Raw genomic sequence first — 17,976 nt, forward strand, 5'->3', positions numbered from 1 at the left:
GGGGTGGCCACCCCGGATCGGGCAGCCCTTAATGCCCACAACCGCCAGAAAAGTCATAAGACAAGGCAATCAGGCGTCCCTTGTAGAGTTCAAGCCCGTGCGAAACATGGGGGTGGTGGGATACAATGAGCGCCGCGCCCGCGTCGATCGCGAGCTTCATGCGCCGCTCGCTGATCTCGCTCGGACGATCGCTATATTCGCTGCTGCCATGATATTGGAGGATGGGCGAGCGTCCCGCCTTCACCTCGCGCCGGACTGCGGCCTCGATCGCGTCATCGCTGCCGAATGCAGCCCCGCCCTTGCTTCCTTCGGCGATCTGGTTGGGATCAGCCTTGCCCTTCCAGCCGACAAAGCCCAGCATCGACCAGGCATGACCGCCCACGTCGAGCCGCGCTGCTTTGGCGGCTTCGATCTCATTGTGTCCCGCACCCGACCACCGCAGATTGGCGGCGTCCAGCGCCGCCAGGGTCGAGGCGAGACCCGGCTCGACATAGTCGTAGACATGATTGTTGCCGAGCGTGACATAATCGATCCCCACATCGGCGAGCGCCCTTGCGGCGTCGCGGTGAGTATAAAAGACGACCGACTTGTCGGGCGCGTCACCAAGGTCGCGGGCTGCGAGCACGGTTTCAAGATTGACCGAGGCGAGGTCGGCGCCCGCAAAATATGGTTGCATCGGCTCAAGGAGACGCGCCATGTCGGTGAGGCGGCTATCGTTGCGGATGAGCACGCGTTCGTTCCAGATGGGCCGCTCGAAGCGCCGTCCCATCATCACATCGCCGCCGAAGAAGAACTCCACACGCCCCGATGCACGGGCGACCGCTTCGACCGGGGGCAGGGTCCAGCGACCGTCGGGACCTGCAATCTCGCTAGGCGCAAAGGTGAATGTTGCGTCGAAGATGTCGGGCCCGCGGACGGTGAGCTGCACAGGTTCAGCGCCGCGTGCGATTCCCCTGATGCGCCCGTCCGGGGTAATTTGTGCCGGCGCGCCGTCGATCCGCACGTCGAGTGCTGTGAGATCCGCGGTGCCGCCAACGATGCTGAGCTGTCCACTGACATCGTGCGACATCGGGGGCGTTGCCGCAGCATGGGGCGAATGAAAGGGAGTAGCTTCGCCCAAGCCGAATGCCAGAGCGAGCGCCAGCGCCGTCGATGCCACAAGCCGCATGGGGTGACGTCCTATTTTGCGAAGAGCTGGCCGAGATCGGCGAAAGCCTTGAATTCAAGCGCATTGCCCGAGGGATCGTGGAAAAACATGGTCGACTGTTCACCCGGTTCGCCTGGAAAGCGCGTGTGCGGTTCGATCACGAAGCCGACCCCCGCGGCACGCAGCCGGTCGGCAAGCGCCTGCCATTCGGCGGGCCGAAGGACGACGCCGAAATGCGGGACGGGGACGTCGTGGCCGTCGACGGGATTGTGCCCCGCCACCGCGTCTCGCCCGCCAACCCGGTGGGCGACGATCTGGTGACCGTAGAGGTTGAAGTCGATCCAGTCGGTGTCGCTCCTTCCTTCAGGGCAGCCGAGGACCGTGCCGTAGAAATGGCGTGCAGCGTCAAGATCGTGCACCGGGAAGGCGAAGTGGAACGGGGCAAGCACATCCATGGCGGGCTCCTATCGCGCGGGTTTCAATGTTGCGGCGAGAAAGACGAGAATATCGGTCTCGGTTGCGGCCTTGGCTTCGGCATTGGCCTTGACCGACTGCCGGCGCTTCGTCGGCGTGTCATAGCTGTGCGTCGCGCCTTTGAAGGTCGTCAGCTCAATGTCGCCGCCCATTTTGCGGCTGCGGGCGACGAGCTTTTCGCAAAGCGCTGGCGAGATTTCTTCGTCGGCCGTGCCGATAAAGACGCGCACCGGATTATAGGGGCGATAGCCGCCTTTGGCGAAACGCTGCTTGAGGCCGCAGCCCGGATATAGCGCGACGCCCGCGCGGAAGCCGATCTTGCGCATGTCGCCCGGCTTGTCGTCCGCCATCGCCGCAAGCGTCGCGCTGCCGCCATTGGACCAGCCGAGAAGCGCGACATGGGTCCCATCGACATCGCCACGCTGCTGGAGGTAGCGCAGAGCGCCATAAGCGTGCAGCGGGCGGTGAGCGACCTCGTCGACTACGGCGGGACGGTCCTTGTAGGTCCCGGCCTTGAATCCCCCCGGATAGCCAACAGGCCCGAAATCGTCGACCATCAGCGCGACATAGCCGCGCTGCGCGAGCAACCGTCCCCACGCCTTGTGCCGCGCAGACAAGGTTGCCGCTCCATATTCGCCTTGGGCACGGCTCGAATAGGCACCGGAACGGCCGTGCATCATCACCACCGCGGGCGCCTTCGCGGCCGCATCGGCGGCCTTGAACACATAGCCTTTTACCTCGGTCTTGCCGTCGCGGCTCGGAAAGCTAACCGTCTCGACATGCACCTCTTGGGCGGTCGCGGGGGCGGTCGTGACCGTGAGAACCACCGCTAACATCAAGGCCCTTCGCATCAGCGATTCTCCCGCAGGCGGACCGTTTTCGCGACACCGTCACGGCGCGCATCGGCGGCGCCATCGAAGCGGCCGCCCTCGCGGATCAGAACACCATGCAGTCCCGAATCCTCACCCGAGCCCGCGCGCACCGTCACGCCGCGTCTCGCCATTTCGGCGCGAAGCGTCGGCGCGAAGCGGCTTTCTTCGCCCGCGAAGCTGTCGCCGCGGGCGATGAGATTGGGCAGCGCGAACGCGTCTTTCATGGGCAGATTCCAGTCGATCGCCCCGATCAACGCCTTCGACACATAGCCGAGAATGGCATTTCCGCCCGGCGAGCCGATCGCCCCTGCGAGGCTGCGGTCGCGGTTGAGAATGATGGTGGGGGTCATCGAAGAGCGGGGCCGCTTGCCCGGCGCGATGGCATTTGGACCTTTCGGCACGAAGGAGAAATCGGTCATCTGATTATTGAGGAAAAAGCCGTCGACCATGCGGCCCGAACCGAAAAAGCTTTCGACGGTGGTCGTCATCGACACCGCATTGCCCTCGCCGTCGATGATCACGAAATGCGAAGTCCCGGCAACCTCTTCGGTCGCGTCGATGCGCGCCGTGACGGCGCCGGGGGGCGTGCCCGCCTGCGGCGCGGGGCCGGCGTGGTCGCCGATCAGCGACGCGCGCGAGGCGATATAGGCAGGGTCCAGCAGCCCGCGCACCGGCACGTTCGCCACGTCGCCAACATAGGCGTCGCGGTCGGCGTACATCAGCCGGCTCGCCTCGGCATATTGGACCCAGGCCACCGGATCGTCTGGGCCGCGCGCTGCGATGTCGGTGCGTTCGACCATCGCCATCAGCTGGAGCAGTCCAACGCCGCTGGAGGGCGGCGGCGGCACGCAGAGGATATAGACGCGGTAGCTGCCGCAAAGCGCCTGCCGCACGACCGGCTTGTAACTCGCAAGGTCCGCCTCGGACATGCTGCTTGCAAGATCGCCGTCGCGCAGCCGCTCAACGATGCGCTTCGCGGTTTCACCACGATAGAGAGCGTCGGGGCCTTCGCTCGCGAGGCGGCGAACAAAGGCGGCGTAGGCGGGGTTCTTGAGCGTGTCGCCCGCGCGAACCTTCCCGCCGCGGCCGTCGCTGAAATAGCGCACCACATCGGGCGCGTTTGATTGCGGATAGGGCCCCTGGACGAAATGCTCCATCCGCTTGGTCACGGTGAAGCCCTCGCGCGCAACGCGCTCGGCCTCGCCGAACAGATCCCTCCACGGTAGCTTGCCATGCTGCTTTTGCGCCAGCGCGAGCATCGCCACCGCGCCGGGCACCCCCGTCGCGCGACCACTGAGCACCGCCGTGCGGAACGGCAGCGGTTGGCCGCCGTCATCGAGGAACATGTCGGGCGTCGCCCCCCTGGGTGCCACCTCGCGGCCATCATAGACCGTTACCGCCGTCGTCGTCGCATCATAATGGACCATGAAAGCGCCGCCGCCGAGCCCCGAGCTTTGCGGTTCGACCAGCCCCAACATGGTCTGGACCGCGACGGCTGCGTCAACGGCGTTGCCGCCGCGACGCAGCACGTCGAGGCCCGCCTCGACCGCCAGTGGATGGGCAGCGGCGAGGAAAGCCTGGCGTTCCTGATATTGGGTTCCCGCCGGCGCGGCCGATTGGGGCGGCGCGGAGGGAGTGCAGGCAGCGAGCAGGGTCGCCGCGGCGAGGATGAGCGGGCGCATCATGGCTCGACCGCCAGGGCGCCCGGACGGCGCGGATCGGCCGCACCCAGAAATAGTCCCTTGTCGATCATGATCGATTGCTCGCTTCCCATTGTTTCATCGCTTGTGATCGGGTGGCCCATAGCCTTCAGCTCCCTGACCGTGTCGGGGTTGAAATGGGGTTCGACCCGCAGGGCATCGACCGCGCCCTGATAGATGCGCGGCTGGTGCGTCGCCTCTGCGATATTCATTCCATGGTCGATGATGTTGACGATCACCTGGACGACCGAGGAGATGATCGTGCTCCCCCCGGGGGTGCCGGTGACGAGCCACGGCTTGCCATCCTTCATGATGATCGTCGGCATTTGCGTCGACAGCATGCGCTTGCCGGGGGCCATTGCGTTGAGCGGCGGCGGGGCTCCGGTTCGCTGGGCTTCCCACGCCTGTTCGTGGCTGAAATTGTTCATTTCGTTGTTGAGGAGGATGCCGGTCCCCTCGATCATGACGCCCGAGCCGAAATCCGAGCCGAGCGTGTAGGTCGTCGACACGACATTGCCGTCCTTGTCGGCGACCGAGAAATGGGTTGTCGAAGGGCTTTCATATTGAAGCGGGTCACCCGGCTGCATTTCCGCCATCGGCCTGGCTTTTGCAGGATCGATCAGCTTGGCGCGCTCTGCCGCATAGGCCTTGGAAACGAAGCCATTGACGGGAGCAGTGACAAACGAGGGGTCGCCGAGGGCGCGGTAACGGTCAGCGTATCCGAGCTTCATCGCCTCCGCCATCACATGCAGCGCCCGCGCTGACCCCGCACCCATCGCTTCCAGGTCGAAATGCTCAAGTTGATTGAGTATGTTGAGCAGCGTTGCACCGCCCGCGCTCGATGGCGGCGCGGTATAGATCGTGTAGCCGCGATAACTGCCGACGAGCGGCGCTCGCTCTTCGGGCCGGTAAGCGGCAAGATCCTCCATCGTGATCAGCCCGCCATGCGCCTTCATGTCGGCGACAATGCGACCTGCGACTTCCCCCTTGTAGAAGCCGTCAGCGCCATATTTCGCGATTTCCCCAAGCGTCCAGGCAAGGGCGGGGCGCTTCATCACCTCGTCCTTGGCATAGAGCGAGCCATCCGCCTTGTAGAAGGCGGCCTTTCCGGCTTTGCTTTTCGAGAGCCGTTCCTTGCCCCAGCTGAAGACGAACGCCTCGTCCGCGGTGAGCTTTACCCCGTCCCTTGCGAGCGCGATCGCGGGAGCCACGAGCTTTGCCCAGGGAAGCTTGCCCCATTTCCGGTGCGCATGATCGAACCCTGCAACGGTGCCGGGCACCGCGGGCGCCATATAGCCATAGCTCGCGATGCGGCGTTCCTTGCCCTCATTGTCGACGAACATCGCAGGGGTGGCGGCGCGGGGCGCTACTGAGCGGAAGTCGATGATGCGCACCTCGCCCGAAGCGGCGTCGTAAACGTTCATATAGCCGTCGCCGCCGATATTGCCCGCGCGCGGGAGCGTGACCGACAAGGCGAAGCCGATCGCGATCGCGGCATCGACCGCATTCCCGCCCTCGCGCAAGATCTGCGCGCCAACCTCGCTCGCAATCGCATTCTGGCTGACCACCATGCCGCGCGTGCCCACGACCGGCGAATGGATCGATGGATATTCGAGCAGGTGCCGGCTTTGCGCCGCGAGCGGCGCCGGCAGCGGGAGGGCCAGTGATAGGGCGAGTGCGGCGCTGATCGAGCGGCGGAAGATCATGGCGGACTTCATTCGTCGTTCGCGGAGAGATATTCGGCGACGTCCATCTCCTTTTCCCATCGCGCGACGGCGGTTGCGATCGAAAGGTCGGAGGTGACGTTGGGGACGGTGCGGATCATGTCCAGGATACGGTCGAAAGGAAGGACGAAGCCGACGACAACCGCAGTCTGGGCGGGAGTGATCCCAATGGCGTGGAGTACCGCGGCAAGCACGAAGAGCGAGCCCGAAGGGACAGGTGCGACACCCATCGCGACGATCGTGGTGGTGCCGGCGATAACGAAATAGTCGGCAAGGCCGAGATCCACGCCGAAGGCCTGAGCCGCAAACAATGTGAGCATCGCAACATACATGGCGGCGCCGTCCATGCCGATTGTCGCGCCCAGGGGCAGCACCGTCGATGCGACCGGCGGCGAAACACCGAGGTTGCGTTCGGCGACGCGGATCGCGACGGGTAGCGTCGCGCTCGAGGAGGATGTCGAGAAGCCGACCATGATGGCGTCGGCGATGCCGCGGAAGAAGGGGAGCGGCGGCAACCATGCGAGAAGCCGTACGACGATGCCACCGTGAATGACGAGGGTGACGATTGCCGAGCCGATGAGGACGCAGAGCGCTAGCTTCAACACAGCGATGAAGCTGGCGGGCCCGGTCGTCCCCATGACCACCGCGATGAGCGCAAAAACGCCGAAAGGTGCGGTCTCCATAACGAAGCCGACGATGCGTAGCATGACTTCGGCGCCGCTCGCGAGCAGGCGGCGCACGGGCTCGGCTTCCTTGCCCGCGGCGATAACCCCGGCGCCGACGAGGATAGCGAAGAAGATCACCGACAGCGTCGCGCCATTTGCCATCGCGCCGATCGGGTTGTCGGGGACGATTTCCATGAACATGCGCGCTGTGTCCTGCGGCTCGGCGACGGCACGCGGGACCGCCCCTGCGAAGCTCGCTCCCGCCCCTGGCGCGATCAGCGTCGCGACGAGGAGGCCAGTGGCCACCGCGAGCGCCGTGGTGAAGACATACATACCGAGCGTCTTCACTCCGATGCTGCCGAGGCGCTTGGGATCGGCGAGGGCGGCGACCCCCGAAGCGATGGTGAGGAAGACGAGCGGGATGACGAGCATGCGGATCAGCCGGACGAACAATTCGCCGATCCACCCAATCCTTGTCGCGTCCTCGCCCCAGGCGATCCCGACCACTGCGCCGAGCAGCAGCGCGGCCAATATGCGCTTCCACAGCGCGATGGCGAACCAGCTCGCCAGCAGGCGGCGCGCAAGGTGGGTGCGGCGGGACCTGTTCGCGTCGCTGTCGGGCAGGTCAATTGTCGTGTCGGTCATTCAGGCGCGTCCCCATATCGTCCGCTCTCCGGCGGATTCTTCTTCAAACATCTGGCCGGTTCGACGCCCGCCCTTCGCTTCCTTGCAGAAGATCGAACGACGGGCGCGCACCGCGACCCAGTAGTGCGTAGCGCGATCAGAAGCGTTTGCTGATCGACGCGTAGATCTGACGGCCCCGGTTGCTGTAGAGGTCGCCGATATAACCATAGGTTCCGTCGGCCAGCGGCGCGAGCTTGTTGAAGATATTGCGCGCGCCGATGCGGAAGCGGGTGTCCTTCAGCAGACCCTTTTCGGGCTCGTACTGAATATAGAAGCTGTGCGTCATATGATCGCCGACGCGGAACCGTCTGCCGTCCGCAAGCGAGGCGGACGTGTCGTTGACTGGTCCGACATAGGACGCGTAGTAGCCGGCGCCCCATCCTTCATAACGCCAGGTCAGGCTGCCCGACCCGCGCCACTTGGGGCGGCCATTTTGCTCGACCAGACTCTCGGCACCCGTGATGTTGATCGTCGGGTCGATCCCTCCCGATGCCTGCGCATCGAGCAGCGCCTGCTGCAGTGGCCCGGGAGCCTGATAGAATTCGATCAGCCGCGCAGCGTTGACGCGGAGGCTGAAATTGCCGACGCCCGTGTCGCGGATCTGATAGTAGAGGCCAAGATCGATCCCGCGCACTGTCCGCGGGTTGAGGTTGGTATAATTATCGATCACCTGGATGACATCGCCAACGGGCGCGATACCGGTACCATCGAAATCGGCAATGTCCTGCGGGGTCGGATCGATCCGCTCGACATTGGGGTTGGACGAACCCTGGAGCCGCAGCAGATAGTCGAGGACCAGCGCGTTAGCGTCGCCGAAGAGGCCAATGACGTTCTTCTGGCGGATTTCCCAATAGTCGGCCGTAAAGGTCAAGCGCCCGTGCTGACCCATGTCGAACTGATAGGTGGCTCCAAGAGACAGGTTTTCGGCCGTTTCGGGGTCGAGCTCCTTGCTGCCCGACCGGTTGCTGACGATTCCCTGACCCTGCGTACAGTCATCGAAATTGGTGATGCGCCCCGCACGGCGATCGGCCTCGCAGCGGATCCAGTCGGTGCGCGTATTCGAGCGCTGGATTCCATTTTCAAACAGCTGCGGCAGGTTGGGTGCGCGAAAGCTCTGCGACCAGCTGCCACGGAGCTGGAAATTTGGGAAGGGGTACCAGGACAGCGCAACTTTCGGTTTCGCCACCGATCCGAAGCCCTGGTAGGATTCGGCGCGTCCGGCGAGCTGCAGGTCAAGCGAATGGATCAGCGGAACGTTCATTTCGGGCGACACGAGCGGCACCGCGAACTCGAGGAAGGCCGAAAACACATCGCGTGAGCCCTTGCTGTCAGGCGTCGGGCTGGCTCCCATTGCGTCGCTTCCGTTCGACGATCCGTCAAGCGCGGTGAAGACGATCGTGCCGTCGAGCCGGTCGTCGCGATTATCGGCGAAGGTTTCGTGGCGAAACTCGACGCCCGCCGCCATGCCGACGCGGCCGCCGGGCAGGACGAAGAGGTCATTCTTGCTGATCTTGAAATCGGCGAGCGCGAGTTCGGTGGTGCTGACACGTCCGATATCGACCATGAAGCTGTCGATCACGCTCTGGGGGTTCGGAGTCGAATCCAGACGGCCGGGGTCAGCCGGATCGCCCCCGTTGAACGGGTTATAGGCGTCGGCTCCCGGGCGCGACAGCGCCTCCTGGAACAGCGTCATCGAAATGGTGTGCATGCTGTCCCTGGTCCGCGCCTTCGAATAGAGGGCGGCGGTGTCGAAGTCGAAGCCAAGGATTTCACCGCGAAATCCGGCGAGGAAACGCGTGGTGTCGTTCGTGACGTTGACGATCGTTGGCCCGGCGTCGACCGGGCGATAGTCGATCAGCTCAATAGGGACCCCCGAATCCTGGACGCCGGTTAGCCCGGGAATACGGTTGGGGCTGCCGACCGGGCCGAAGGGGTTCCAATATCCGTCGGCCGGAATGATCAGGCGCTGGCTAGCGAGCGCGGTCTCGGTCTCGCGATAGGCGCGATAGTCCGAGTGATACCAGCCGGCCTCCGCGAAGAATTCCAACCCTGACTCAAACTCGTGATTGAAGAAGCCAAAGAGGTTCAGCCGGTTGTTTCGGCCCAGTACGGTGCGCTGGTCATTGATATTATACTTCAGGTTGTTGTCGGTCGAGGCGGTCGACAGCGAGCTGTTGTCCCAGCAGGTGCCCGCATAGGGCGTCGCGGCAATGCAGCCATCGTTCGTATCGGGCTGGATGTGGAAGATACCATTGGTGGTCAGCGCGGTACCGTCGATGCGCGCCGTCGTGGTCGACCGGGCATAGCTGCCGGTCAGGCGCTGAAACTCGCCCCAGATGCTGTCGGTCGAGGTGTTGTCGAAATCGCTGTCGTCTTCGAAGGGTGTGCCCACGACGAGCGGGCGCAAATCGGACGAAGCCGAATTGCGGCGTTCGCGGGCGTAGAGGGGGTCGCGATGGTTGAACGATCCGAAGAGCGAGATGTTGGTCCGCCCGTCGTTGAAGCTGTGCCCAGCCTCGAACGCGACCTCATACTCCTGCTGATCCGAATCCTCGGTCAGGCCGACCTCGCCGGTAACGCGAAGGCCCTTGAAATTATCCTTGAGGACGGTGTTGATCACGCCCGCGACTGCGTCCGAACCATAAACGGCGGCAGCGCCGTCGAGCAGGACCTCAACCCGGCGGACGCCAAGCACGGGTATCGTGTTGGTGTTAACGCTCTGCACGGGCACCAGATTCTCAGATTGGGTCCCGGGGTGAAGGACCATGCGGCGCCCGTTGAGCAAGACCAGCGTATTGCCGGTGCCGAGCGCGCGGAGGTTGATCGACGCCACATCTCCGCGCGCGTCGTTAATCCCGCCCGCATCGCGGCTTTCGTTGAAGGCAACGTCGCCTGCCTGAGGGATGGCTCGGAACAGCTCGTCGCCGCTGGTTGCGGCGATTGCGTCGATATCATCCTCGTTGAGCAGCGTGACGGGTAGCGATCCTGCTACATCGGCGCCCTTGATCTGCGAGCCGATGACGACGATTTCGTCACCATTGTTTCCCGCCGCGTCCTGCACATCACTCGCGATCTGCGGCTGTCCCTGGTCGCTATTGTCCTGCGCCAGCGCGGCGCTCGCGCTGGCGATGAGCGAAATACCGCCCATCAGACTGAAGATACGAAGACCCCTGTTCATCATTCTGCCCCTTCCCTGGGTTTGCCCAATATTCCGATCAATCCTCTCCATCGACGATGGCGGCGACGCGTTCCGCCGATCCCGCGGCGTAGGTCCACCCCAATGCGCCGTGACCCGTGTTTGCGATCACTCCGCGCGCGATGGGCCGGGTGATCGGCAGAGAATCCGGTGTCATCGGCCGCAGGCCGGCCCAGTTCGCCTCGATGGCGTCATAGTCGGCAGCCTCGGGCAGCGCGGCGCGCGCGCTGCTGGTCAGGGCGGCGAGCCGGCGCGGATCGATCCGCGTGTCGCGGCACCCGAGTTCGGCGAGGCCCGCAATGCGCATCCGGCCGCCGAGCCGCGCAAAGACGACGCGGTTGGCGGCGTCGGTTACGCTGACGGTCGGGGCCGCCGGGCCGAGAGGAGCGGTAATCGAATAGCCCTTCATCGGGATGATAGGCAGGCGGGCCCCGAGCTGCCACGCGAGCGCGGTTGACCGAAGCCCTGCGCAAAGGATGATGCGATCGGCCTCGATCCGGCGGCCGGCCTTGGTGATCGCGGCAGGCCGCGGCCCTGACGTATCGATCCGTGCGACGCCGGTACGCAGAAGCATCCTCCCTCGGCCGGTCTTTGTGAGCGCGGCCGCCGCACTGGCGCAGAAGCGATAGGGGTCGCCGACCTCTTCGCTATCGGTATAGACCGCGCCCGCGATGGCCGGACGGATCGAAGCGAGCATCGGCTCGATCTCGACGGCCTTGTTGGCGTCGAAAAGGCGCTGGCGTGCGCCGTGGGCGGCTTTCAGTGCGGTAATGCGTTCGGCAGCGGCAAAGCTCTTCGCGGACCGGTAGACAATCATCTTGCCAGGCGCAGCATGGCCAAAATCGAGCGAGTGCCGCCGGGCGAGGCCGTGTAAGGCCCGCCTTGATTCAAAGGCGAGCGCCATGCCGTCCAGCGTGTTGCGGCGAAAGCGCGCCGCGCTTGTGTTGCGAAGAAAGGCGAGCCCCCAGCGAAGAAAATCGGGGTCGAGGCGTGGATGCAAGCGAAAGGCGGGGTCGAGCGCAAGAAGAAGTCGCGGCATTTGTATCAGCGTCGCAGGGCTCGCGAGTGCATCGGTGTAGGCATAGCTGAGCTGTGCGCCGTTGGCGAAGGATGTCCCGCGCCCCGGTTCCTCGCCAGCATCGACGACCGTCACTCGGTGCCCGCGTTCGGCGAGCGCAAGCGCGCAGGCCATCCCGACGACTCCCGCGCCGATGACAAGCAGGTCCATCTGCCGCCGTGCCGTAGGCGGTTCGTCCAGACGGTCTTCTGCCTGCATGCCTCAATCGGGTCCCCTTTCGGCCGGGCTATCCGAAATTATCTTTGCCGGCCTTCGGGGGTCAGAATATCGAGCCTTCGCGTTCCGCCAACGCGCAATATTTACGACGTCCATAGCCGCGGGTTATAGTTTACGCGGCGCGGCTGCTTTCGAGCACCTCTTCAAGGGTGCGCAGGAATTGCCGCGCGACCTTCGAGGGCGGACGGTCCTCGAGCGTCACATAGGAGATTGTGAATCCTAGCGGCGGATCGGTCGGAAGCCAGCAGAACCCCGGCGACTGCCAGGCGCGCGCAGTGAATTCGTCGATCACCGTCACCCCACCTTCAAGCTGCGCGAGGCGCGCGGCGATGAAGAAGGTCTGCACCGACACCGATTCGCGATACGCGATCCCGCGCGCGCGCGCGGCGCGGGTCAGAACGTCGCCGATCGGTCCGGTCGCCGCCACGCCGATGACGTCGCGGTCGGCGAGTTCGCTCAGCGGCAGGCGCCCGCGAACCTCTCTGAAGGCGCCAGTGGGAAAGAAGACGACAAGCTCACCCTCCGCGAGCAGCGAGCGCGTCAGCCGCGGGTGCGGGGGCGGGGTGTAAGCTACCGCGATGTCGGTCTCGCGCTCGATCAGCGACTGGACGAGGTCGTCGTGATGGTGCGTATGCACCTCGAACGTGACGCGCGGCCATTGGCGGCGAAACTGCGCCATCGCCTGGGGAACGATGTCGAGCGCAAGGCTGGGCACGATACCGAGCCGGATATGCCCGCCCCCCGCCTGTGACAGGTTGCGCGCCGTGTGTTGGAGCGATGTGAGCCGTTCGAATATGTCGCCGGCTTCGCGCATCAGCGCATGGGCCTCATCGGTGGGTACGAGGCGACCGCGCGCAAGCTGAAACAGCGGAAAGCCCAAGCTGTCCTCGGCATGATGCAGCGTTTTCGATACCGATGGCTGCGACACGCCGAGCGCACGCGCCGCGGCGCTGATCGAGCCGTGGGTGTAAACGGCGTGGAAGACTTCGATCTGGCGGAACCGCATGCCTCCACCGTAAGCCCGCAATAGCTGGGGGCCAACCGTCTTTGCGGTCATGGGCGCAGCGCAACCGCCTCGACCTCGATCAGCGCACCAGGAGCGAGCAACGCCGACACCACTGTCGAGCGGGCGGGCCAGGGTTCGCCAAAGAGTCGGCGATAGGCGGCATTGAATGCGGTGCCATGGGCGGGATCCGTCAGCCACGCGGTGACTTTGACGACATCGGCGGGGGTGCAACCCTCGCTTTCGAGCACGGCGGCGAGATTGGCGAGGGCGCGTTCGGCCTGCAGCTCGATCCCGCCTGCGACGATCGCGCCGTCGCCGCCGCGAGCAAGCTGGCCGGACGTGAAGACGAGGGCACCCGCGCAACGGGCGGGCGAGGGCGGCGGCATGGTCATGATGTTCCCCTTTGTCGTGCGATGACGCGGCGACGCTATGCGAGGGGCCGCCAAGGGAACATGGAAAATGGGGCGGGTCCCCATAGGCAGAGGTTATGGGCGGCGTTGTCCGCGCCCCGACGCCCCCTCGCGATAATCCTTCGGATTGATGCTGTGACGGCCAAGCTTGTCATAGAGGGTCTTGCGCGGCAAACCCAGGATGGTCATCGCCCGCGCGATGTCGCCGCCGCATGCGGTCATCGCGTCGCGGATCACCGCAGCTTCGAAGCGCGCGACGCGCTCGGCGAGCGTCATCTCGCCCTGGAGCGGCGCGCGGCTCGCGTCCGAAGGCAGGTTCAGAACGACGCTATAGGCGAAATTCTTGAGCTCGCGGACATTCCCCGGCCAGTCGTGCTCGACCAGATAGCGGCGGGTCCGGTCGTCGATGTGAAACCCCGGCAGGCCCATTTTTCTCGCTGCCTCGTCGAGGAAATAGGCGAAGGTCTGCGGAATGTCCGAGCGCCGCTCGCGCAGCGGTGGGATGCGAAGCTTGACGACATGCAGTCGGTAATAAAGATCCTCGCGAAAGGTCCCTGCGCGCAAGGCGTCCATCAGGTCGATCTTGGTTGCGGCGATGACGCGCAAGTCGACAGGCTCAGGCGCCGCGGCGCCGATCGGCTGTACCTCGCGCTCCTCGATCACGCGCAGCAGCTTGGCCTGTACGGCAGGATGCATCGTATCGATCTCGTCAAGGAACAGCGTTCCGCGGTGCGCGGTGCGGATGCGGCCGGCGTGGCCCAGCTTGCCGGTGGTGCGGTCGAGGATATCGCTGCCGAACAGCTCCGCCTCTGCGAGTTCCTGCGGCAGCGCGGCACAATTGACTGCAACCAGCGCGCCGCCGCTTCGGCGGCTCTGGCGGTGGATCATATGTGCAACAAGTTCCTTGCCGGTCCCGGTCTCCCCTTCGACGAGCACGTCGATGTCCGCCTGCGCGAGCTGCGCAATGGTTTCGCGCAACCGGGTCATGCTTGCGCTTTCACCGATCAGCGGACTGTCGACTTCGGCAACTGCGGCAACGAGACGACGGTTGTCGAGGATCAGCGCCCGATGCGCGAGCGCGCGTCGCGCCGAACTCGTCAGATGGTCGGCGGCGAAAGGCTTGGCCAGAAAATCGAAAGCGCCCTCCTGAAGCGCGCGCACCGCCATCGGCACGTCGGCGTGGCCGGTGATCAGGATGACAGGGATATCGGGATCGACCTCGTGGATCGCCGCGCGAAGATCTAGTCCGTCCATGGCTGGCATGCGGATGTCGGAGATAACAATGCCGGCAAAATCGCGCGTGATGCGCGGCAGCACGCTCCCGGCATCCGCAAATGCCTCGACGGCGAGGCCCGCGAGATCAAGCGACTGAAGGTTCGCTTCGCGAAGCTGCGGATCGTCGTCGACGAAAAGGATTGTCTGCTCGTCGGTGAAGAAGGTCATGCGCGCCTGAGCTCCATCCGGAAACCGGCACCGCCGAGGGGCGAGTCAATCAGCGTCAATTTGCCGCCGAAGTCGGCCACGATCTGGCTCGCGATCGCGAGCCCCAGACCCAGCCCGTCGGTGCGGCCGGTCACAAAGGGGGTGAAGAGCTGCGGCACGAGGGCAGCCGGTACGCCGGGGCCGTTGTCGCACACATCGATGCACACGGGATCTGCTCCATGTACGCGGACCGAAAGACGGGGGGCGGGCGCTTCGTGCAGCGCCTCGGCCGCATTCTGGAGCAGGTTGACGAGAACCTGCTCGAGGCGCACACGGTCGGCGTGGACCTGGGCGTCGGGGTCGTCGAGCGCGATGTCGATTATGATCCCCTGGCTGCGCAGCCGGTCGCCAATGAGTAACATTGTGCCCTCGATCGCGGCCTGCACCGCGACAGCGCTCAGCGGCATCGGCCTCTTGCGTGCGAAATTGCGCAGCTCGCCAGTGATGGCGCCGACGCGCGCGGTAAGCTCGACGATGGTTCCCAGATTGCCCCGCACCTTGTCCGCCTCGCCGCGGTCGAGATAGCGTAGGCTATTCTCGGCAAAGGTGCGGATCGCTGCGACTGGCTGATTGATTTCGTGCGCGACTCCTGCCGTGATCTGCCCGATTGAGCCGAGCCGACTGGCCTGCGCCAGCTCCTCGCGCGCGGCGCGATAGCGACGGTCCGTCTCGCGCTGCAACTTGGAAGCCTGTTGCAGTTCGGCGTTGGCCGTGCGCAGATCCTGCGTTCGCGCTGCGACCTCGCGTTCGAGCGCCTGATGTGCAGCTTGGCGCATCGCCTGCCGCTCGACAAGGCGGAGCAGCGTGATGATTGCCGCCCCGACGAGGATCAACAAAACCAGAAAGATCACGCGGGCGGTGGCGTTCGCGGCATCGCGTCCCGGCGCAAGCGGCTGGAACTGGTGCAGAGTGGTGCCGGGTAGCGAGACGCGCTCGGACGCGTGGCGATAAAGCGCTGCTTCGTCGCCGTTCGCGATGCGAATGTCACTGCCGCGGCGCTGGAGTCCGAGCGGCTCGAGTGCGCGTTCGCCATAGCGCAGCGAGGCCCGCAGCCTTTCACGCGCCGCCGCCGGCAGCGGATCGAGAGAGCGGAACTGCCAGGCGGGGTTGCTTGCCATGATGATGATGCCGCTGCTGTCGGTGACCAGCGTGGCACCGCTTGAGTCGGCCCATTTGCGCTCGAGCCGGTCGAACTCGACCTTCACCACGATCACGCCCAGCGCCCTGCCTTCGAGGGCGACCTTGCGCGCCAGGTAGAGACCGGGGCGGCCGCTGACGGTGCCGAGCGCGAACAGCTCGGCCTCGCCCCTGGCCATTGCGCCCCGATAATAAGGGCGAAACCTGTAATTCTCGCCGACGAAGCTGGTCGGCGTGCGCCAATTGCTCGCGGCGATCGTGGTGCCCCCTTCGTCGAGGACGTAAATCACCGCCGCATCGGTGCGCGCCGCGAGCTGTTCAAGTTCGGCGTCGAGACGCCGTGAGGCCTCGGCGCTCTTGTCTGCCAGGGCCCGGCGGACGTCCGGAAATTCGGTCAGGACGCGTGGCAGCAGACGGAACTTCTGCAACTCGCTTTCGAGAAGGCTCGCATGCGCACGGGCGTTCTGACGGGCCTCCGCATCGGTTTCTGACCGGGCCCGGCCCATCGCCCATTGGTTGAGGCCGACGGCGGCGATCAGGAGCAGAAGCGCGGCCGCCAGCGTTGCCAGCACCAGCCGGCGCCGATCGAACGAGGGATGAGCCCGAGAGGACGAATCATCGGCAGACATTTGTGTGAAATATAGCACAAACATCAAACATGCGATGCGGAAAATCGCACAAAATTCCCCGGTTCGATTGAGGGATGCCAAATATTATCTATAGAATTCAAATATATGGTTCACTTCTTTTCCGGCTTTGACCGGTCCTGTGGCCCTTCTTAGGCTTTCGCAAAATCCGGAGGAGCGGCCGGACGCGCGCTAGAGGCGCGAGGGACAAGGGAGAGGCTGTGGCTGCCACAATCAATTTGACGCCGCGCGACGTGATCCGGCGCCGCCCCTGGTGGGCACACCTCTATGTGCAGGTCCTGACTGCGATTTTAGCGGGTGTGCTGCTCGGCCATTTCTTCCCCGAGACCGGTGTCGCCCTGAAGCCGCTCGGCGACGGCTTTATCAAGCTGGTCAAGACGATCATCGCGCCCGTGATCTTTCTGACGGTGGCGACCGGCATCGCCTCGGTGGGCGAGGCCAGGACGCTAGGCCGGCTGACAATCAAGACATTCGCCTATTTCCTCTTCTTCTCGACGCTTGCGCTGGTCGTCGGGATGGTGGTCGCAAATGTGGTGCAGCCCGGGGCCGGGATGAACATAGACCCGGCGACCCTCGATGCCGGAGCAATCGCCGAATATCAGCAAAAGGCGCATGAGGCGACGCTGACAGGATTCCTCCTCGCGATCATTCCGGAAACATTTGTATCGTCGCTGACCTCGGGTTCGATCCTTCAGGCGCTGTTCGTCGCGATCCTCTTCGGCCTCGCGCTCTCACGCACCGGCGCGGCGGGAAAGCAGGTGCTGGGGATTCTCGACAAGGTCTCGGTCGTCTTTTTCCACATCGTCGCGATGCTGATGCGGTTCGCGCCGATCGGCGCGTTCGGCGCCATGGCCTTCACGATCGGCAAATATGGCGTCGGCTCGCTTGCGAACCTTGGCGCACTGATCGCGACCTTTTATCTGACTTCCATTTTCTTCGTCGTCGTCGTGCTCGGCGCGATGGCACGGCTCTGCGGCTTCTCGATCATTCGCCTGATCGCCTACCTCAAAGCCGAACTGCTACTCGTGCTGGGAACCTCCTCGTCAGAAGCGGCGCTGCCGAGCCTGATCGAAAAGCTCGAGCGCGCGGGCTGTGCCAAGCCGGTCGTCGGCATGGTCGTGCCAACCGGCTACAGCTTCAACCTCGACGGCACCAACATCTATATGACGCTCGCCGCGCTCTTCGTTGCGCAGGCGACGGGCATCCATCTCAGCCTTGGTGAACAGGTTGCGCTGCTGCTCGTTGCGATGGTGAGTTCAAAGGGCGCTGCCGGTGTCACCGGCGCGGGCTTCATCACGCTCGCGGCGACGCTGTCGGTGGTTCCCTCGGTCCCCGTGGCGGGGCTGGCGCTGATCCTCGGCATCGACCGGTTCATGAGCGAATGCCGCGCGCTCACCAATTTCATCGGCAACGCCCTCGCGGCGATCGTCGTCGCGATGTGGGAAAACGCGCTCGACCGCGACGCACTCGACCGCGCGCTCCGCGGCGAACCCGCGCCCGGGCTCGCGGCACGTCCAATCGAAACAGACATGGATTGA

The 17,976-nt window shown here is 64.7% G+C and carries 13 protein-coding genes; 1 reads left to right on the forward strand and 12 read right to left on the reverse strand.

Features of this window, described 5'->3' with window-relative positions:
- Positions 1-28 precede the first annotated feature (28 nt).
- The 12 genes from LH20_RS00945 to LH20_RS01000 form a co-directional block, all read right to left on the reverse strand.
- Positions 29-1,168: a CapA family protein gene (locus LH20_RS00945; protein WP_053552604.1), complete on the reverse strand. Its 1,140-nt coding sequence runs from the start codon at positions 1,166-1,168 to the stop codon at positions 29-31.
- Between the two features lie 11 nt (positions 1,169-1,179).
- The gene (locus LH20_RS00950) at positions 1,180-1,602 is read right to left on the reverse strand and encodes a VOC family protein (protein ID WP_053552605.1); all 423 of its coding nucleotides are present in this window, start codon (positions 1,600-1,602) and stop codon (positions 1,180-1,182) included.
- 9 nt (positions 1,603-1,611) lie between these two features.
- Positions 1,612-2,472 carry a dienelactone hydrolase family protein gene (locus LH20_RS00955; protein WP_053552606.1) on the reverse strand — a complete coding sequence of 287 codons (861 nt, stop codon included), beginning with the start codon at positions 2,470-2,472 and terminating at the stop codon, positions 1,612-1,614.
- Positions 2,472-4,178 carry a gamma-glutamyltransferase gene (ggt, locus tag LH20_RS00960; protein ID WP_053552607.1) on the reverse strand — a complete coding sequence of 569 codons (1,707 nt, stop codon included), beginning with the start codon at positions 4,176-4,178 and terminating at the stop codon, positions 2,472-2,474. Before ggt (LH20_RS00960) ends, LH20_RS00955 begins: the two co-directional genes overlap by 1 nt.
- Complete coding sequence (gene ggt, locus LH20_RS00965; RefSeq protein WP_235527068.1) at positions 4,175-5,911, reverse strand: gamma-glutamyltransferase; 1,737 nt, start codon at positions 5,909-5,911, stop codon at positions 4,175-4,177. Before ggt (LH20_RS00965) ends, ggt (LH20_RS00960) begins: the two co-directional genes overlap by 4 nt.
- Positions 5,908-7,227 (reverse strand): dicarboxylate/amino acid:cation symporter, encoded by a 1,320-nt coding sequence (locus LH20_RS00970; RefSeq protein WP_083455230.1) that lies wholly within the window; start codon positions 7,225-7,227, stop codon positions 5,908-5,910. The genes ggt (LH20_RS00965) and LH20_RS00970 overlap by 4 nt, the downstream gene beginning before the upstream one ends.
- Positions 7,228-7,363: 136 nt before the next feature.
- Entirely contained in the window at positions 7,364-10,444 is a 3,081-nt protein-coding gene (locus tag LH20_RS00975) for a TonB-dependent receptor domain-containing protein (RefSeq protein ID WP_158501082.1), read from the reverse strand.
- A gap of 37 nt (positions 10,445-10,481) precedes the next feature.
- A complete protein-coding gene (locus LH20_RS00980; protein WP_235527069.1) occupies positions 10,482-11,738 on the reverse strand; it encodes an FAD-dependent oxidoreductase in 1,257 nt (418 codons plus the stop codon).
- 130 nt (positions 11,739-11,868) lie between these two features.
- Complete coding sequence (locus LH20_RS00985) at positions 11,869-12,762, reverse strand: LysR family transcriptional regulator (protein ID WP_053552611.1); 894 nt, start codon at positions 12,760-12,762, stop codon at positions 11,869-11,871.
- Between the two features lie 47 nt (positions 12,763-12,809).
- Positions 12,810-13,154 (reverse strand): RidA family protein, encoded by a 345-nt coding sequence (locus tag LH20_RS00990; protein WP_053552612.1) that lies wholly within the window; start codon positions 13,152-13,154, stop codon positions 12,810-12,812.
- 93 nt (positions 13,155-13,247) lie between these two features.
- Entirely contained in the window at positions 13,248-14,615 is a 1,368-nt protein-coding gene (locus LH20_RS00995; RefSeq protein WP_053552613.1) for a sigma-54-dependent transcriptional regulator, read from the reverse strand.
- The gene (locus LH20_RS01000; protein WP_053555997.1) at positions 14,612-16,420 is read right to left on the reverse strand and encodes an ATP-binding protein; all 1,809 of its coding nucleotides are present in this window, start codon (positions 16,418-16,420) and stop codon (positions 14,612-14,614) included. Before LH20_RS01000 ends, LH20_RS00995 begins: the two co-directional genes overlap by 4 nt.
- Before the next feature lie 218 nt (positions 16,421-16,638).
- Here LH20_RS01000 and LH20_RS01005 point away from each other — a divergent pair, with 218 nt between their 5' ends.
- On the forward strand, positions 16,639-17,976 hold the full coding sequence (locus LH20_RS01005) for a dicarboxylate/amino acid:cation symporter (RefSeq protein ID WP_053552614.1): 1,338 nt from the start codon (positions 16,639-16,641) through the stop codon (positions 17,974-17,976).

It is taken from the genome of Sphingopyxis sp. 113P3, assembly GCF_001278035.1.
In the GTDB taxonomy this organism is placed as follows: Bacteria; Pseudomonadota; Alphaproteobacteria; order Sphingomonadales; family Sphingomonadaceae; genus Sphingopyxis.

Bases quoted from the DNA above. Each gene is read 5' to 3' on its own strand.
- LH20_RS00945 (WP_053552604.1), bottom strand. From the start codon at position 1,168: ATGCGGCTTGTGGCATCGACGGCGCTGGCGCTCGCTCTGGCATTCGGC.
- LH20_RS00950 (WP_053552605.1), bottom strand. From the start codon at position 1,602: ATGGATGTGCTTGCCCCGTTCCACTTCGCCTTCCCGGTGCACGATCTT.
- LH20_RS00955 (WP_053552606.1), bottom strand. From the start codon at position 2,472: ATGCGAAGGGCCTTGATGTTAGCGGTGGTTCTCACGGTCACGACCGCC.
- ggt (WP_053552607.1), bottom strand. From the start codon at position 4,178: ATGATGCGCCCGCTCATCCTCGCCGCGGCGACCCTGCTCGCTGCCTGC.
- ggt (WP_235527068.1), bottom strand. From the start codon at position 5,911: ATGAAGTCCGCCATGATCTTCCGCCGCTCGATCAGCGCCGCACTCGCC.
- LH20_RS00970 (WP_083455230.1), bottom strand. From the start codon at position 7,227: ATGACCGACACGACAATTGACCTGCCCGACAGCGACGCGAACAGGTCC.
- LH20_RS00975 (WP_158501082.1), bottom strand. From the start codon at position 10,444: ATGAACAGGGGTCTTCGTATCTTCAGTCTGATGGGCGGTATTTCGCTC.
- LH20_RS00980 (WP_235527069.1), bottom strand. From the start codon at position 11,738: ATGCAGGCAGAAGACCGTCTGGACGAACCGCCTACGGCACGGCGGCAG.
- LH20_RS00985 (WP_053552611.1), bottom strand. From the start codon at position 12,762: ATGCGGTTCCGCCAGATCGAAGTCTTCCACGCCGTTTACACCCACGGC.
- LH20_RS00990 (WP_053552612.1), bottom strand. From the start codon at position 13,154: ATGACCATGCCGCCGCCCTCGCCCGCCCGTTGCGCGGGTGCCCTCGTC.
- LH20_RS00995 (WP_053552613.1), bottom strand. From the start codon at position 14,615: ATGACCTTCTTCACCGACGAGCAGACAATCCTTTTCGTCGACGACGAT.
- LH20_RS01000 (WP_053555997.1), bottom strand. From the start codon at position 16,420: ATGTCTGCCGATGATTCGTCCTCTCGGGCTCATCCCTCGTTCGATCGG.